This is a genomic window from Microbulbifer mixtoriginis (SeqCode), from assembly GCF_052467515.1.
Genome location: NZ_CP174314.1, coordinates 2,197,240 through 2,214,724 on the forward strand (window position 1 = coordinate 2,197,240; position 17,485 = coordinate 2,214,724).

A 17,485-nucleotide genomic window follows, 5' to 3' on the forward strand; every position below is an offset into this window, starting at 1 on the left:
TAAAGCTATAAGACTATGTGAGCTCAAGTATCAATACGCGGATCAATAAAGCCATGAGTGAATCAAGCCTTGATGAAAGCCGCCGTGGCTTTCTAAGAGCCATGACCGCAGCTACAGGCGCCTTACTAGCCCCCTCTGCAAGTGTTGCTCTTACTCCCCCATCAACGTCCAAATTGCCAAGTGGAGTTAACCCCAAAAATTTCATTATTCATGGGGTTAACCCACTGACAATAGAAACCCGTCGGTCTTTGATGGGCATGAGCGCTATCACCCCTGAGGCCCGGTTTTTTGTGCGCAACAATTTGCCATTGCCCTCCCCCCAGATTGTTGAACGACCGGATACCTGGATGCTTGAAGTCAAAGGCGTAAAGCAGCCCACTGCTATCTCTGTAGCAGAGCTGAAAGGGCTGGGTTTAGATGCCGTCGGTGCAGTTATTCAATGTACAGGCAACGGCCGCGCTTTTTTCGAGCATGAACCGGCAGGCTCTAAATGGGGAGTTGGCGCAGCCGGCTGCGCTATCTGGACAGGCGTTCGGCTGAAAACCCTGTTCGATCATTTTGGCGGTGTGGATGCGGGTATGAACTTTTTGACCGCCACTGGAGGCGAGATCATTCCTGAGGAGATGGAGCGCAATGATCTGGTCGTAGAGCGATCAATCCCTATCAAGAAGGCATTGGACGATACTATATTGGCTTGGGAAATGAATGGCGCACCAATACCGCTACTGCATGGTGGCCCCTTACGGCTCATCGTTCCAGGTTATTTCGGCTGTAACAACATTAAGTACGTTAAGACTCTCATCTGCGCACCGCAAGAATCCGAGGCCAAAATCCAAAAAACGGGTTACCGCCTTAGACCCATTGGCGCTCCCCCTGGCCCAGACTACCCAAGCATGTGGCGTATGCCTGTAAAGTCTTGGGTAAATGGCCCGGGTGCGGACAATACCCCAGCTCTAGCTGGGGAAGTGACTTTCTACGGTGTTGCGCTTTCTGGTGAACGCGGCGTGAAGAAAGTAGAAGTCTCGCTCGATATGGGCAAAACCTGGCAGGATGCAGCGCTAGAGGATTTGGACCTCGGCCCCAACGCTTGGCGAGTTTTTTCTTATACCGTGAATTTACCAAAGGGCCCGCACACCATCGTCTCGCGCGCCACAGATACCCAAGGGGATATCCAACCTAAAGAACGTGTAGAGAACGAACGTGGCTATGCACACAACGGCTGGCTGGATGCAGCACTTACGGTAAACCTGTTGGGTGAGTTACCCAAGGAGAAAGTTGCAGCAACCGATCAACATATGGTGAAAGAAGAAAGCACCCCCCCAGAGCGCGAATCGGTCTCTTTATCTGCAGAGGGTCAAGCCGGAAAGCAAGTCTATCTCGAGTCTCAACCTTCTTGTGGAGCTTGTCATACCCTGAAGGATGCTGGCTCAGAAGGCCTTATTGGTCCCAACCTTAATGAATTGAAACCCAATGCAGAAAGCGTGAAAAACGCTGTTACCAATGGCGTTGGCGCTATGCCAGCATACAATGACTTGATGACGAAAGAGCAGATTAATTCTTTGGCGACTTATATTGAAGAGGCTACAAAATAGTGAGGTGGTCAAATTTATCCCGAGCACATTGTTTATATGATGTAACTAATTGATGTGTTAAATAAAACAACAAAAGCTAGAGCGTAAATACGCACGAAATTTGTGTTTCAAAAATAAAAACAAAAATTGCTGAAATAAGGAATATCATTGGTTTATTCATTTGTTGGGTTTTTATTATTATTCGTACTGGTAGGTGTATTCTCAGCGCTTTTTAGTCGCAACACCAAGGCCGATTATTATCTGGCTAGCAGTGGAGTTCCCCCCTGGTTAGTGGGCCTGTCGGCAGTGGCGACTAACAATAGCGGTTATATGTTCATCGGGGTTATTGGTTATACCTACATGACCGGGTTCGCTTCTGTCTGGTTAATGGTGGGCTGGATCGCTGGTGACTTTATTGCTTCACTTTATGTACACAAAAGAATAAGAACTGCCACTGACTCAAGTGGTGAAGTCAGCTATGCCGGCGTGCTTAGCAATTGGTATGGGCAAAATCACTCTGCCCTACAGCGGATTATAGGTATCATATCTTTACTATTCTTGCTCACCTATGCATCAGCACAGATGGTTGCCGGCAGTAAGGCGCTACATGTACTACTGGACTGGCCTCTCTGGTCTGGCGCTGTGGTTGGGGCGTTGCTGGTATGTCTTTATTGCCTGGCCGGCGGCATACGCGCTTCCATTTGGACTGATGCTGCACAGTCGATTGTTATGATCGTCGCTATGGGCACACTTCTAGCCGTAGCCCTTACCAGCCTGGGAGGTGTCTCAAGTGCAATGGGGCAAATGCAAGCCGTCGAGGGATTTACGAACTGGTTTCCCCAAGATCTGACCTTTTCTGGTTGGGGCGGGCTCGTTATTTTTGTCATCAGTTGGGGGATTGCGGGGCTATCTGTGATTGGCCAGCCCCACATAATGGTCCGCTTCATGACTCTGAGTGATCCCGGCAAAATGCGCACGGCGCGGGGCTGGTACTACCTGTGGTTTGTTCTCTTTTACTCCATGGCCACAGGGGTCGGCTTGCTATCCAGGGTTTTCATCGCCGATTCCGGCAGCTTTGATGCTGAGCTAGCATTGCCGACCATGGCCATAGAATTGCTGCCACCAATCGTAGTTGGGCTGATCCTGGCTGGCATCTTTGCTGCAACCATGTCCACTGCGGACTCATTACTTCTCAGCTGTTCGGCAGCTATTACCCACGACATACTGCCACATAAGATTGAAAAGACCTGGCTTTTAAAGGTCGCCACTGTGTGCATCACCGCTGTGGCTCTAACCCTAGCATTAACTAACAATCAAAGCGTCTTCAGCTTGGTGATATTCTCTTGGTCCGGACTTGCCAGTGCATTTGGTCCTCTATTATTGGTGCTGTGCCTTGGCGAGAGACCCTCCCAAGCTATCTCTGTAACAGCAGTTATCTCCGGATTTATGGCCGCGATTATCTGGCGAATGCTAGGGCTTCAGGGCATACTCTATGAAGGGCTGCCTGGAATTATCGTTGGACTTATGGTTTTTTATCTGGCAAAGCTTATTCCCCGGCCACTGGCTTTAGCTGAGTCGAACCATCCCACTAGCTAGCAGCACTTTCTGTACCTAATTTTTTTTGGAGCTTTTTGGAAGTTCCAAACTGCTTTTCTCCATTTTAGGTGTAAGGGTGTCGACAAGAAAAAGGGTGACCTGGATACATTCAAGCAGGCCCACCTTAGTACTTGTATGCACCAGAAGAGACTTGCCCCAACGTTATAGTAGACACAACTTCAAAGAGCGGTTATAAAGCCGGGCAGCGCTCACTATTGCAAGCAAGCAATTTGCTGAAGACTAAATTTAGTGAGCAACTTGACCTAACTCTCCAAGACTAGAAGCAAGGAAATTGGTCCGTTTTTCGAGAGTCTCAACCACATAACAATCTGTTGACTCCAAGTGGTTGATGTCTGTTTTTTTAGTAAAGCTACATCCATTGCATCAAACAGATCACATAAGCGTAATTTTAAAAATATGAAAATAGCGATCTTATCGAGAAACCCAAAACTTTACTCTACCCGACGCCTGGTTGAGGCAGCAAGTGCGCGCGGTCATGAAGCACAAGTGATTGATCATGTTCGATGTTTTATGGATATGGGAACTGAAAACCCCTCCATTCACTATGGCAATAAAGAGTTTATACCTGGTGATTTCGATGCGGTGATTCCACGGATTGGTTCATCTGTCACTTTCTATGGCACTTCAGTTGTTCGCCAATTTGAGATGATGGGAACCTACTGTGTTAACGAGTCTGTCGCCATATCTCGCTCACGAGACAAACTCCGCTCTATTCAGCTTTTATCGCGAAAAGGCGTGGGGATTCCCATTACCGCCTTCGCTAACTCACCGGATGATATAGAGGGCTTAATTAGAGAAGTAGGTGGTGCTCCTCTGGTCATCAAAGTACTGGAGGGCACTCAGGGCATTGGTGTCGTTCTCGCTGAGACAAAAAAAGCAGCAGAGAGCGTTATCCAGGCTTTCATGGGGGTAAAAAGTAATATTCTTATCCAAGAGTTCATAGAGGAAGCTGGTGGTAGTGATATACGCTGCTTTGTAGTTGGTGGCAAGGTCATTGCTGCTATGCAGAGGACAGCTCCAGAGGGTGAATTTAGATCAAACCTTCACAGGGGTGGAACAGCCAAGCTTGTTAAGCTGTCTCCCGCTGAGAGAGCTAGCGCAGTAAAGGCTGCGAGTATCATGGGGCTAAATGTGTGTGGTGTAGACCTTCTTCGCTCAAGTCGAGGACCATTAATTATGGAGGTAAACTCCTCTCCGGGGTTAAAGGGTATTGAAGAGGCTACTAACAAAGATGTTGCAGGGATGATTATCGAATTCATCGAAAATAACGCAAGACCCAACAAAACAAGGACTCGCGGTAAGGGATAATATTGATAAAAATGCCAACAGCAAACCAACCAATAACAATCAATGGTGTTACTGTACTCCCTGGGGAGTCTCGAGTAATCGACCTCCCTATTGCCAAACTGTACACCCATACGGATATCAACATTCCTGTACAGGTGATGTGTGGCAAAAAAGCTGGGCCGCGGCTGTTTATTAGTGCGGCTATCCATGGAGATGAACTTAACGGTGTAGAAATTGTACGGCGCTTACTCAGAACAAGTGCAATAAAACGCTTAAGAGGAACCTTAATTGTTATTCCCGTTGTCAATGTATTTGGGATTATACAACACTCTCGATACCTGCCTGATCGGCGTGATCTAAATCGTTCATTTCCCGGGTCAAAACGCGGCTCCCTCGCAGCTCGACTTGCTCACATCTTCTTGCAAGAGATTGTTTCTCAATGTGATTACGGTATTGATCTGCATACTGGGGCATTACACCGCTCCAACCTACCGCAAGTACGAGCCGACTTAGATGATCCGGAAACAAAAACTCTCGCAGAAGCTTTTTCTGTTCCAGTAATACTTAACTCAAACTTGCGTGACGGCTCTTTGCGTCAAGCAGCTAAAGAGCATGGTGTTAAAATATTGCTGTATGAGGCAGGAGAGGCATTGCGATTTGATGAGTTATCCATAAGCGCGGGCGTTCGAGGTATTTTGTCCGTAATGCGCAAGTTATCTATGCTAGCGGCAGGTAAAAATATCCGCAAACAGTCGGAACCATTTGTAGCTCGTTCTAGTAGCTGGGAGAGAGCACCGGAAAGTGGCCTGCTACGCTCTACAGCCCCACTTGGAGCTCATGTTAACAAGGGGGATATCTTAGGTATAATTTCTGACCCATCAGATTTATTTACACCTAAAGAATATGAGGTTAAATCTCAGTTTTCAGGCCTCATCATTGGGAAGACCAATATCCCACTGGTTAATGCCGGCGACGCCCTCTTTCACATAGCCCGTTTTGAAGATATTAAGGAAGCTGCGGCATCGGTAGAGGTTTTCCAAAGCGTACTGGAGTACTCAGAAAGTACATTGCTGTAGATTGCCCAATCTCTTAATTTATACCTGGACTTTCATTGAAGTAAAGCCAAGAAGAGTACGTATATCTTCTTGGCTTATTCACATCGAGTTTACTTAACGATCTTGATCCAAGATATAAGCTCTTCTATCTCAATGATCATCCACCATCTGTTTCTCACGCTGATAAACCAATATAGAGGAAATACGAAGCACTCCAAGCACGAGTATAAAAGCAGAGAACGCATAAAGCATCTCAGCTTTAACATCATGCTTAAATAGGGAGATAAGTATTTCGCGCAAAACAAAAACAATTGCCGCGTCAACAATGAAAGTTAGTCTCAGCTTGTGAGTGTTGAAATACTCAACTAGAGAGCGGGATAATTCGATCAAGACATAAAGAGTTAAAACGTCAGTAATTATCCCTATGTAATGCCCAGTTATACCTTCAAAATTTAACAGTTTCCATGTCGTAGTGAATAATTGTATCGTACCTATGGCAATTCCAATAATGATAAACATAAGGATAACAGCAAAAACTAAGTCAACTGCTTTATCAAAGTATTGTTTTATTTTTTCGCTTTTCATTTTTGTAGCCAACACAATTAATTTTAGAATGGTAGGCGGGTATAATCGAGCCCCCTACCGGCCAGGCATTAGGCTACGCTTGCTTGGTACCATCAAGCGAATCTTAACTAGCATAACGACGTTTAATTATTTCGTAACTATGCCAATTGGTTGCTATAGCTGGCAGCGTTGGAAGCAAAAATTCTGCACAAAAAATCAAATTGGTATTATCTTTGGGTGAACACCTCCATCGACAATTCGCTACCATCCAATTGACCCGTACTCATAACTTAAGACATTTCTCATTTTAAGCTTGAAAATTTCTAAACTGGAGCAGTGTTGCTGGTACCCACCAATCACTAAAGAGTCTTTTGTTGGGTTCACATTGCAGAAGCATCTTGCCCACTCTTGCTATTTCTTGGTGAAGGCCTAATCAAGCTATCCGTATGACTGAAGTTACCGTTGAGGGTTAAGATCGTATAAACCGGGGCTTGTCGACTTTCACTGAATTATTAGCACCGACGATTATATTTTGTGCAACATATCGAAAGGATCGTTTTTTGACCAATTTCGTAAACGACCAATATGCGGCTAATTGACCCAACATCCGATAAGCGGTCACTTATCGTTCATTAACTAATGCTTATATCCCTTGCAGCCAAAAAAGTACGGGGCCAGTTAGCAGCAAAAGGCAATCATTACTCGCTTACCTGCGCCCCCTGTTAGGCTCTGCCAGTTTTATATTTTTCGTTCCGGCCACCCCTCTCTTAACTCTCATACCTTTGCAAGCCATTTCCTGTGCTGGTTGATATTTGATCGCTCGCATATCTGTGATTTTGATAGAGTTCGAATGAGATTTTTAAGCTATATGAATCAATTTTCTGCGTATGACTCACCTGTAAGTCGATCATATACTGGAAAATCAACCTCACAATTTATCCCGTTGTGCAGTGCATTGAATTCGAACAATTAGAGTTCAAACTAATAATATGTTACATTTTGCGTCATAAAGCTTGGTACTTAGGTGCTAAGGCGTAGGGGTTCCATCATATTCGCCACTGAAATCCGGCAGGTGAGACCCCTAGTGATTGTTATGAAATACAACGATGACCAGTGGTTCAAAGTTTGCGGCTAACAGGCCGCCCACCCTACTTCATCGACTTAGAAACAACCTATTGACTCTCTGTTAGAGCAGTATGGAGAAACAGATGTCATTGGAAAAAAAACAAAGCTTTGTTGATGGCCGCTACCTGGCAAACGAAAGCGGTGATTGTTTTGACGTGTTCAACCCTGCGACCAACGAGGTCAGCTATCAGGTTGAGGTTGCTGACGAAAAGGTACTGGCAGAAACCATCGAGAGCGCCAAGCGCGGTTTTGCCCAGTGGTCAGCGATGATGCCGGTCGAGCGCAGTCGCATCCTGCTGAAAGCAGTAGCACTGTTGCGCGAGCGCAACGACGAACTGGCAGCTATCGAAGTTGCCGATACTGGTAAGCCCTGGCAGGAAGCCAGTGTTGTGGATGTGGTGACTGGGGCTGACTCTATCGAATTCTTTGCCGGCCTGGCTGCAGGCATTGAAGGCAATCAGCAGCAAGTCGGTGAGGACTTCTACTACACCCGCCGCGAGCCCCTGGGCATCTGCGCCGGAATCGGTGCCTGGAACTACCCCTTACAAATCGCTTGCTGGAAAGCCGCCCCGGCCCTGGCCTGCGGTAACGCCATGATCTTCAAACCTTCCGAAGAGACCCCCCAAGGCGCTCTGAAGTTGGCTGAAATCTTTATTGAAGCGGGCATGCCCCCGGGTGTTTTCAACGTAATCCAGGGCGATGGCGCCGTGGGTGCCTGGCTGACTAACCACCCGGATATCGCCAAGGTTTCCTTTACCGGCGAAGTGGGTACCGGCAAGAAAGTGATGGCCGCAGCGGCTTCCAACCTGAAAGAAGTCACCATGGAGCTGGGAGGCAAGTCCCCGCTGGTGATCTTTGATGATGCCGACCTGGAGCAAGCCGTTTCTGCTGCCATGCTGGGCAACTTCTACACCCAGGGTGAAATCTGCACCAACGGTACCCGGGTATTTGTACACCGCAGCATCCACGATCAGTTCCTCGCTCGCCTGAAAGAGCGTGTTGAGCAAAATATTATTGCCGGTGATCCGATGAATCCGGACACTAACTTCGGCGCCCTGATTTCTGCCAAGCACCAGCAACTGGTGATGGACTACATCAGCAAGGGGAAAGAGGAAGGCGCGACCTTGTTCTGTGGCGGCCACACCCTTTCACCAGAAAATTCACCTAACGGTTACTTCGTTGCTCCCACCGTATTCACCGACTGTCATGACGATATGACCATTTGCCGCGAAGAGATCTTCGGCCCGGTAATGTCGGTACTGGTCTTTGATGATGAAGACGAAGTGATCCGCCGCGCTAACGATACCCGTTTGGGCCTCGCCGCCGGCGTATTTACCCGTGATATCACTCGCGCCCACCGCGTGATCCACCAGATGCAAGCGGGTATCTGCTGGATCAATGCCTACGGCGCTTCCCCGGCAGAAATGCCGGTGGGCGGATACAAGTTATCCGGAATCGGACGCGAAAATGGACTTGCGACCCTGAACCACTATACCCAGCTAAAAGCGGTGTATGTGGGCCTGGCACCACTGGAAAGTCCATTTTAAGCGGTACCCTGTATGAGTGAGTTTGACTACATCATTGTCGGCGCCGGCTCTGCCGGTTGCGTTCTGGCCAACCGCCTGTCTGCCCAGGAAGATAAAAAAGTCCTCCTGGTAGAGACCGGCGGTAGCGATCGCAGCATCTTTATCCAGATGCCCACCGCACTATCTATTCCCATGAATACCGACAAGTACGCCTGGCAGTTTATGACTGAGCCAGAGCCGTACCTGGACAACCGCAGCATGCATTGCCCCAGAGGCAAGGTGCTCGGTGGCTCTTCCTCGATTAACGGGATGGTTTACGTGCGCGGGCACGCCAAAGACTTTGATGAGTGGGCACAGCACGGCGCCGAAGGCTGGGACTACGCCCACTGTCTGCCCTACTTCAAACGCTCTGAGACCTGGGCTTTCGGCGGTGACGATTACCGTGGCGACGAAGGTCCTCTGGGGGTCAATAACGGCAATGAAATGGCCAACCCCCTTTATGGAGCCTTTATCGAAGCCGGTAAAGAAGCTGGCTACGACTACACCGCAGATTACAACGGCGAGCAGCAAGAGGGCTTTGGCCCTATGCATATGACGGTAAAAGATGGGAAACGCTGGTCAACCGCCAACGCCTACCTGAAACCGGCCATGCAGCGCCCCAATTTGACGGTATTGACCCACGCCACTGTGCATAAGGTGATTCTGGAAGGTAAACGGGCAGTCGGAATCAAACTTGAACGCAAGGGAAAGATCCTGGAATTCAAAGCGCAACAGGAAGTCATCCTCAGCGCAGGTCCCATCGGCTCCCCTCACCTTCTTCAGCTCTCCGGAATCGGAGATCCCGACACACTGGCAGAAGCCGGTATCGAACTCCAACACGAACTTCCCGGCGTTGGCCAAAACTTGCAGGACCACCTGGAGTTCTATTTCCAGTTCCGCTGCAATCAGCCGATTTCCCTGAATGGCAAGCTCGACCCCTGGAATAAATTCCTGATCGGTGCTCGTTGGATACTGAAGAAGGACGGCCTCGGAGCCACCAACCATTTCGAGTCCTGCGGTTTTATTCGCTCCAAAGAAAACGTGGAGTGGCCGGACCTGCAATACCACTTCCTGCCGGCAGCCATGCGCTATGACGGCCGCGAAGCTTTCGATGGCCACGGCTTCCAGGTGCATATCGGGCACAACAAGCCCAAGAGTCGCGGCAGGGTCAAAGTAGTGAGCAGTGATCCCAAGCAATCCCCTTCTATCCTGTTTAATTATTTGCAGGAGAAAGAGGATATTGAGGGTTTCCGCGCTTGTGTGCGACTGACTCGCGAGATTATCAATCAGCCGGCTTTCGACGAATACCGAGGCGATGAAATCCAGCCCGGTACCGATATCCAGACTGATGAACAAATTGACGCCTTCGTACGGGAATCCGTCGAGAGTGCTTACCATCCATCCTGCTCCTGCAAGATGGGTACCGATCCAATGGCAGTGGTAGACCCGGAAACCCGTGTACACGGTTTGCAGGGTTTGAGAGTTGTAGATTCCTCCATCTTTCCGACCATTCCCAACGGCAACCTGAATGCGCCCACCATTATGGTGGCGGAGCGGGCTGCTGACCTGATTTTAGGGCGCCCCGTATTGGCGCCCTCCGAGGCACCGGTAGCGACCAAGGCTACCAGCACTCAGCGACCTGGCCGCCCTGCGCGCGCTCAGTGAGCTGAATTTACGCCGGCGCTCTGGCAGAGATTTGACTGCCCCCTTCAAACGCGACGGGGATATTCAAATCTCGCACAGCAATGCCCTCTGGGGGCGCCGGCATACCAATAACTAGCTGGAGACTCAGCATGACAGCTTGGCTTTCCGCGGGATTATTGTTTACCTTCACGGCAATAATTTTCTCGCTGATTAAATGGGGAAATGTGAAGATGGTCGGGGTAACCCCGGTCAAAACCTTCACTTTTATAGCGATCCTTTTCACTTCCGGCCTCGATGTAGGCCTGATCATGTTCCCCCTCACCGAGTTCGGTGGCTACGCAGACTTAGCCAATAGCCCGGAATATGGTTTCACCAACCCACTCGCGATTGAGTTTGGTTTTTGGGCCTTCCTGATCTGGGGCTTCTACTTCCTCACCTGTTTTTACTTCTGCATTATCGAACCCAAAGTTAAATTCTTTGAGTTGAGACCAGTAAAACTAATCAACAATGTGGTGATTATCGGAACCTGCGCCTTTACCGCTTACTTGCTGCTCAGCAACTTGCCCTGGTATCTGCCGCAAGTTGGCGATGGTGAAACCATTGTGGGTACCTTCTACCTGATCGTATTTGCAGTGATCGCCGCAGCGGTCTACTCATCTACCAGCTTGCGCTATGTGCGCTTCCTCAGCCTGGCAACCACCTGGATGTTTATTGGTCTGATTGCGGTTATGTGGGTAGGCGCCTTTACCGGTGAAAACGGTAGCGTTGGCGACTTCGCCTCCACTTTTGCGATGCTCGGCGGTTACTTTGGCAACATCCACCAGTTCGTGCTGCCGTTAAATGACTATCACGAGTTTTACCTGTTCTGGTGGTTTGCCTGGAGCATTATGATCGGCCAGTTTACCTCCCGCTTTGTGGGCGGCCTGCGCACTTACCAAGTGCTGGCGGCGATGCTGATTTTCCCATCCATCCCCATCGCACTCTGGTTCACCGTGCTCTACTACTACTCCAGCCAAGGCCTGGATACCAGTGGCTTCTACAACCTGGCTATGGTGATTGTGGGTATTACCTTCGTGATCAACTCGCTGGATTCCCTGATTCGCCTGTACACCGACAATCTGGGCATGACCGTTGCGCGCCTGGGCAAGTGGAAGTACTTCGTGCTGAACCTAGCTGCAATGAGCCTGCTCACCCTGTTGTTCAAGCTGGACTTCCTGCAAATCCAGTGGATCGGCGCTCTGGTGATTGGCATCTTCTTCTGCTGCCTGGGTTACATCCTGGTGAAGCGCTTCAGAGCGGTAGCAGCTATCGACTCCTCGCCTAAAGAAAACAAAATCGACTTTAACAAGATCGAACTGGCGAGCTAACTGTTGAAATCCCCCACCCTCTTAGGTGGGGGCTACAAAATATAAATAAGCGGTAATTTAACAATGAAATCGACGCTGAAACTTTCTGCACTCACTTGTGCTTCCCTGCTGGTACTTGCTCAGCAATCCCAAGCAGAGCTGTCTTCTACTGTAAATCTGACCACCGACTACACCTTTAACGGTGTTAGCCAGACCCAGAATGACCCAGCACTGCAGGCAAGCCTGGACTACGGCTTTGATAACGGTTGGTATGTTGGTACCTGGGCTTCCAATGTGGACTTTGGCAAAGGTGATGACACCAACCTGGAGTGGGACTTCTACGCAGGTAAGTTCATGCAACTTACCGACAAAGTGAGCCTGGATACAGGTATTGCTTACTACACCTACCACGGTGATAAGGCTTCTGATGACGGAAATTATCCAGAGGCTTACGCTAAGTTAGGTTACAGCTCCGATCTGGGTGAGTCCGAAGTGAATGGCTGGTACAGCTGGGACTACTTTGGCGGAGGCGGCAGCCACTACATTATGATGCTGGCGCATACCTTTGAGTTTGCCGAGGGGCATAATGTTCGCTTCAGTGTCGACCGTTCTACCTCCACTAATTTGGACAACTGGGACTGGGACACTAAAAAATCCTACAACCACTACCGTGTAGAATACATGACTTCTCTTAACGGTTTTGATTTCAATATTGCCGCCGAGAATACCAATCTGGATTGGGACACGGCTGACGAGCGTATCGTCTTCTCTGTCGCTCGCACTTTCAGCCTGTAAGGCTAGAAGTTATACCGGGGCCTGTGCCCCGGTATTCTCACTCTTAAAATCCTAAGACCTCTCCCCCGCACTTCCCTGTTTAGCGTTTCCAGAACCCCCTAAAGTGGCTCCATCTTGCTCGCCCGCCTCTTCTTGGCTCCATGGCCCCTTTGCGGATAGCTTTTCAAGAACTATTTCCTTTTCAATTAGAGTTGGGTGGGAGCCCAAGTCATGCCGTGCAACTTTAACGATTGAGAGACAAAGTAATAGAGCAACTAATAATAGGGGGATGCCTGCAATAATGCTCGCTGCCAATAACGCTTCGAATCCACCCAGTATCATTAAGGCAATCGGCAGTAATGCCAAGGCAAATGCCCAAAAAATTCGGTTCCAGCGAAGAGGCTCTGTGTCTACCTCTTTTTGTACAACTGAGGCGAGGATATGGGAAATGGAATCAAAGGTAATAGCAGTAAAAACCAGTGCAATCAATGTATACACCAGTACCACCCACTGACCTGCAGGCAAAGTCTTCAGTATGGCGAAAATAGTGGCATTAGCTCCCTGGTTGTTTAGGAGCTGCACCAGATCCAGCTTTCCAGAAAACTGCAGGTATACCCCATAGTTGCCGAGCACCATATAGAAAAGAAAACAACCGAGGGTCCCAAAAAATATAGAACCAATGATCATCTCTTTTATTGTCCGCCCCCGAGAGATATGGGCGATAAAAAGGCCAACGCTTGGTGCGAAGACTAACCACCAAGCCCAATAGAAAACGGTCCACTGTTGAGGGAAGCGAAAGTAGGAAAGTTGCTCAAAATAAGAGAAGGATTCAGTCCAGGTAGCCATTCGCAGGAAGCTGTGTAACATCCGCCCTAATGTCTCCAGCCCATTATTGAGTATAAATAGAGTTGGCCCTGCAATAAGAACAAAGAGCAATAATAATAGGGCAAGCCACATCGTAAAGTTGGAAAAGATTTTGATCCCACGCTTTAAACCAACAAAAGCGCTGTAACCAAACAATAGGGCGCAGAGTATAAGTACAGCTATTTGCGTCTCAAGTCTAATAGGTAACCCTAGCAATTCATGAAACCCCTGGGTGATTAAGGGTGCAGCTATACCCAACCGGGTAGCGACGCCACCCAACATACCGAATACCAAAGAGATATCGATAAGCTTTCCAGTAGCACCCTTGGCCCTGCGTTCACCCAGCACCGGGACAAGAGCCTGGCTAAATTTTAATACCCTACTTCTGCGCACATAGTAAAAGTAAGCGATTGGCAGCGCCGGGATTAGGTAGATGGACCAAGCCAGGGGACCCCAGTGGAATATGCCATAGGCGACTGCCCAGCGGGCCGCTTCCGGTGTATTTGCTTCAACCTGAAATGGCGGTTGTTGATAATAGTAAACCCATTCAACCATTGACCAATACAGAATGGAGGCGCCGATGCCACAGCTTAGCAACATGGCAACCCAAGAAACTGTCGAGAACTCAGGGGATTCCTTCTTGCTTCCAAGCTTGATGCGGCCTATATCACTAAAAGCGATATAAGCCATAAACAGAATCGACCCTATTCCCAGTAAAAGGTAGAGAATACCAAAACGTTCTGTTACAAACTCCTTTGCCGCCAAAATCCACAGTGAGCCCAAATCTGGGAACAAGATCAACGGCACTGTCGTTATCAGTAACAATAAGATTGCCCCAAAAAAAGTGGGCTTATCAATCAGATCTCTTGACCCCTTACTCAACGACTATCTCCATTCCGAAGAGCAACAACTTAGGTTTTGGGTGTGGTTAAATTACGCCAATAATGAGAACGACACTTCTAATAACCAATTGGGCGTCAATCATCCACTAGAACGGCACATATCTCCCTGCACGGATATATTTTTAAAAATCAGCCACAATCCAGTATATCTGAACTTATACGTGTAATGATCGTGAAGAACGGGCGTCGGAAACGACATGCTATTGATGTTGAGGTTAGTTAAACATGTCCCACTACATAATTTTTGTTTTGATTGTCTTTGGCCTAACTGCCTGTGGCAAAGACTCTTTGAGAGATATCACGGAGCAAGATTTTCAACCAGGGACTGAAATAGGCATATTTAATGTATCTCAGAGCGAGTGCGAATTAATGATGTATCGAAAAATAATAACAAAGGAATCCCCGGTTGGTTGCGAAAGATTAAAAAAAGTAGTTTTTGATTTTTATCCTCTACCCGAGGATTCAGATATTGCTGGCGCACTGAACAGTGAGCATGATTTAAAAAATAAAAACGATACAAATAGACAAAAAGGAGCGATTATAGTTCTTGATGTTGTTGCCGATAATGTTCTAGCTCTATTTGGAGAACTCTATCAACGGCAGTTCCCTATTAAGTCTGCTATCCCAATAGAATACTTCAGTAAAAAGGAGCGAAAAACAGAGGATATGAACAATTCTCTGGCATTTGATTCTCGACCCATTACCGATGGCAGCAAATGGTCTGAACATGCTTATGGGGTTGCGATTGATGTTAATCCAATGCAGAACCCTTATCTTTATATTGATAAATCCTCTAAACCAATCTTGATACCAAAAAACACGAAGGAAGGTTACTTAAATCGAGCAAAGTATCGAGCAGGAAAACCGGTCCGTGCCGGGATGTCTGAAGATGTAACCTCTCTATTTGCCATGTATGGTTTCGCCGTTTGGGGCGGAGATTGGGATGTGCCTATTGATTACATGCACTTCCAGGTGGGATCTCGCCACTTTATAGAACATCTAGTAGCTCTGCCTATTGAGCAGGCAAGGCTACTGTTTGAAAATTACACGAGCCAATTGAGGCAGTGCTTTGAGCATGGGAAAAGTATTAGCGACGCTAACTTCCTTAGAAAGTACTGTGTAGACAAGGTAAGTGCAGCTTTTGAGCCGCGCCAAGATAAAGTAAAGGGCACCAGTAATATATAGTACCCTTCTGCTCCCGCTGTCTATACTCCTAGCCTAAACCTCCCATAGGTTTCAGCCGTTTGTTATCGTTTATAAACGAGACGGATGACTACCTGGGTCCCCTTCGATATGTGGTTTGTCGTCATGAGATACCCCATGGGGGGAAGAAGCCGGTAACTCCCAATCCCCATCTTTACTCCAGGGGTCATCCTTAGGGAAGTCTTCAATGTAAATTTCTTTTTCTTCGTAACTGGGCTGGTAGCGTAAATCATAGTGAGCCGCTTTAACGATTGAGATGCATAATAGAAGCGCAACAATCAGAAGTGGGACACCTCCAATAACACTGGCTGTTTGTAAGGTATCCAGCCCACCAAGAAACATCAGTGTTACGGGCATAATGGACAGGGCAAATGCCCAAAAGACCCGATTCCAGCGCACTGGTTCCTCATCTACTTCTTTCTGTACTACTGCGGCAAGAATATAGGAAATAGAATCAAAGGTAGTGGCCGTGAAGATCAGTGCAAGAATGGTATAAACCAATATTACGAACTTACTCGCTGGCAGAGTCTGTAAAACGGCAAATATTGCTGCAGTTGCTCCCTGCTGGTTCAATACCTGCACCACATCCAATTCACCTGAAAACTGTAAGTAGACCCCATAGTTCCCCAGAACCATAAAGAACAAGAAACAGCCGAGAGTACCAAAGAAAATCGAGCCGACTACCATTGCCTTTATGGTGCGGCCTCGGGATATTCTGGCAATGAACAAGCCTACGCTTGGTGCGAAAACCAGCCACCATGCCCAGTAGAATATGGTCCAATCTTGAGGAAAATGAGTATCAGGAAACTGTTCAAATTGTGCGAAAGGTTCAGTCCAGGAAGCCATATGGAAGATGTTGTCAAGTACCCTGCCCAAAGCATCCAGGCCGGTATTCAACATAAACAGGGTGGGACCAACAAGAAACACGAATACCAACAATAATACTGAAAGCCACATATTAATGTTGGAGAGGGCTCGGATACCGTTCTTTAGACCCACAAAAGCACTGTAACCAAAAATAAGTGTACAGATCATAAGCACAATAACCTGTGTACCCAAGTCTCTTGGTACTCCCAATAGCTCATGTGCGCCTTCAGTAATCAGTGGGGCGGCAATACCCAATGTAGTGGCCCCTCCTCCCAGCATGCCAAAGATAAATAGCACATCAATTAACTTGCCAATACCACCCTTCGCGCGTTCTTCACCTAGCACGGGCATTAGCGCTTCACTAATCTTCAGCACACTGTGGTTTCTGACATAGTAAAAATAAGCAATCGGCAGAGCGGGAATCAGGTAAATCGCCCAAGCTAATGGCCCCCAGTGAAAAATGCCATAGGCAACGGCCCAGCGCGCAGCCTCAGGTGTTCCCCCCTCAATTTGGAAGGGTGGAGTTTGATAGTAGTAAATCCATTCCACCATCGACCAGTAGAGGATTGAAGCTCCAATACCAGAGCAAAACAACATGGATGCCCAGGACACTGTAGAAAACTCCGGATCTTCTTCCGAATTACCGAGCTTTATCTGGCCTATATCGCTAAATACGATATAAACCATAAAGAGGATGGCCCCTACCCCCAGTAATAGATAAAAGACGCCGAGCTGGTCGGTAACAAAATCCTTTGCGACTTTAACCCATACTGATCCGACTTCAGGGAAAACAATCAGTGGAACTGTAACTAGCAAAAGTAGTGCAAGTGATCCGAAGAATGTTGGCTTATCGATAATTTCTCTAAAACTCTTAGTCAATGCACTTCTCCGAGCAGTGTACAAAGCCGACAAAATAAAAGTGGGTTCGATCTCCGAAAGGAAATGAAGACAGATGGTAGAATGGAATAACTTTTATAGAGACGGAATACGATTGGTTAGATATGATTATTATTTGGTCCGCAATTTTAACAGGAAGGCTATTAATTTCAATAACAGGCTGTTTTTAGTGTTCAAAAGCAAAACAATCTGGCCATCAAACAA

Annotated in this window: 12 protein-coding genes; 9 read left to right on the top strand and 3 right to left on the bottom strand. The window is 47.8% G+C overall.

Annotation, left to right across the window (positions count from 1 at the left end; all coding sequences use genetic code 11):
- Positions 1-53: 53 nt before the first annotated feature.
- The 4 genes from ACJJIT_RS09365 to ACJJIT_RS09380 all read left to right on the top strand — a co-directional run bounded on the left by ACJJIT_RS09365 (position 54) and on the right by ACJJIT_RS09380 (position 5,551).
- Positions 54-1,592 carry a molybdopterin-dependent oxidoreductase gene (locus tag ACJJIT_RS09365; protein WP_444900781.1) on the top strand — a complete coding sequence of 513 codons (1,539 nt, stop codon included), beginning with the start codon at positions 54-56 and terminating at the stop codon, positions 1,590-1,592.
- Between the two features lie 147 nt (positions 1,593-1,739).
- Positions 1,740-3,167: a sodium/proline symporter gene (locus ACJJIT_RS09370; protein WP_444900782.1), complete on the top strand. Its 1,428-nt coding sequence runs from the start codon at positions 1,740-1,742 to the stop codon at positions 3,165-3,167.
- A 417-nt stretch (positions 3,168-3,584) separates the two neighbouring features.
- Positions 3,585-4,496 (top strand): 30S ribosomal protein S6--L-glutamate ligase, encoded by a 912-nt coding sequence (rimK, locus tag ACJJIT_RS09375; RefSeq protein WP_444888929.1) that lies wholly within the window; start codon positions 3,585-3,587, stop codon positions 4,494-4,496.
- 11 nt (positions 4,497-4,507) lie between these two features.
- On the top strand, positions 4,508-5,551 hold the full coding sequence (locus ACJJIT_RS09380) for a succinylglutamate desuccinylase/aspartoacylase family protein (protein ID WP_444886166.1): 1,044 nt from the start codon (positions 4,508-4,510) through the stop codon (positions 5,549-5,551).
- 129 nt (positions 5,552-5,680) lie between these two features.
- Here the strand turns inward: ACJJIT_RS09380 and ACJJIT_RS09385 are convergent, their stop codons facing one another.
- The gene (locus tag ACJJIT_RS09385) at positions 5,681-6,115 is read right to left on the bottom strand and encodes a phosphate-starvation-inducible PsiE family protein (protein WP_444900783.1); all 435 of its coding nucleotides are present in this window, start codon (positions 6,113-6,115) and stop codon (positions 5,681-5,683) included.
- Between the two features lie 1,187 nt (positions 6,116-7,302).
- On the opposite strand from ACJJIT_RS09385, the gene betB reads away from it, so the two are divergent.
- The 4 genes from betB to ACJJIT_RS09405 all read left to right on the top strand — a co-directional run bounded on the left by betB (position 7,303) and on the right by ACJJIT_RS09405 (position 12,569).
- On the top strand, positions 7,303-8,766 hold the full coding sequence (gene betB, locus ACJJIT_RS09390) for a betaine-aldehyde dehydrogenase (protein ID WP_444900784.1): 1,464 nt from the start codon (positions 7,303-7,305) through the stop codon (positions 8,764-8,766).
- A 12-nt stretch (positions 8,767-8,778) separates the two neighbouring features.
- Entirely contained in the window at positions 8,779-10,449 is a 1,671-nt protein-coding gene (betA, locus tag ACJJIT_RS09395; protein ID WP_444900785.1) for a choline dehydrogenase, read from the top strand.
- Between the two features lie 128 nt (positions 10,450-10,577).
- Entirely contained in the window at positions 10,578-11,795 is a 1,218-nt protein-coding gene (locus ACJJIT_RS09400; RefSeq protein ID WP_252085898.1) for a BCCT family transporter, read from the top strand.
- Positions 11,796-11,858: 63 nt separating this feature from the next.
- Complete coding sequence (locus ACJJIT_RS09405; protein WP_444900786.1) at positions 11,859-12,569, top strand: TorF family putative porin; 711 nt, start codon at positions 11,859-11,861, stop codon at positions 12,567-12,569.
- 51 nt (positions 12,570-12,620) lie between these two features.
- On the opposite strand, the gene ACJJIT_RS09410 is transcribed toward ACJJIT_RS09405, so the two are convergent.
- The gene (locus tag ACJJIT_RS09410; protein WP_444900787.1) at positions 12,621-14,294 is read right to left on the bottom strand and encodes a BCCT family transporter; all 1,674 of its coding nucleotides are present in this window, start codon (positions 14,292-14,294) and stop codon (positions 12,621-12,623) included.
- Positions 14,295-14,539: 245 nt separating this feature from the next.
- On the opposite strand from ACJJIT_RS09410, the gene ACJJIT_RS09415 reads away from it, so the two are divergent.
- Complete coding sequence (locus tag ACJJIT_RS09415) at positions 14,540-15,499, top strand: M15 family metallopeptidase (RefSeq protein WP_444900788.1); 960 nt, start codon at positions 14,540-14,542, stop codon at positions 15,497-15,499.
- A gap of 69 nt (positions 15,500-15,568) precedes the next feature.
- On the opposite strand, the gene ACJJIT_RS09420 is transcribed toward ACJJIT_RS09415, so the two are convergent.
- Positions 15,569-17,263 (bottom strand): BCCT family transporter, encoded by a 1,695-nt coding sequence (locus tag ACJJIT_RS09420; RefSeq protein ID WP_444884933.1) that lies wholly within the window; start codon positions 17,261-17,263, stop codon positions 15,569-15,571.
- Between the last annotated feature and the right edge of the window lie 222 nt (positions 17,264-17,485).

Bases quoted from the DNA above. Each gene is read 5' to 3' on its own strand.
- ACJJIT_RS09365 (WP_444900781.1), top strand. From the start codon at position 54: ATGAGTGAATCAAGCCTTGATGAAAGCCGCCGTGGCTTTCTAAGAGCC.
- rimK (WP_444888929.1), top strand. From the start codon at position 3,585: ATGAAAATAGCGATCTTATCGAGAAACCCAAAACTTTACTCTACCCGA.
- ACJJIT_RS09380 (WP_444886166.1), top strand. From the start codon at position 4,508: ATGCCAACAGCAAACCAACCAATAACAATCAATGGTGTTACTGTACTC.
- ACJJIT_RS09385 (WP_444900783.1), bottom strand. From the start codon at position 6,115: ATGAAAAGCGAAAAAATAAAACAATACTTTGATAAAGCAGTTGACTTA.
- betB (WP_444900784.1), top strand. From the start codon at position 7,303: ATGTCATTGGAAAAAAAACAAAGCTTTGTTGATGGCCGCTACCTGGCA.
- betA (WP_444900785.1), top strand. From the start codon at position 8,779: ATGAGTGAGTTTGACTACATCATTGTCGGCGCCGGCTCTGCCGGTTGC.
- ACJJIT_RS09400 (WP_252085898.1), top strand. From the start codon at position 10,578: ATGACAGCTTGGCTTTCCGCGGGATTATTGTTTACCTTCACGGCAATA.
- ACJJIT_RS09405 (WP_444900786.1), top strand. From the start codon at position 11,859: ATGAAATCGACGCTGAAACTTTCTGCACTCACTTGTGCTTCCCTGCTG.
- ACJJIT_RS09415 (WP_444900788.1), top strand. From the start codon at position 14,540: ATGTCCCACTACATAATTTTTGTTTTGATTGTCTTTGGCCTAACTGCC.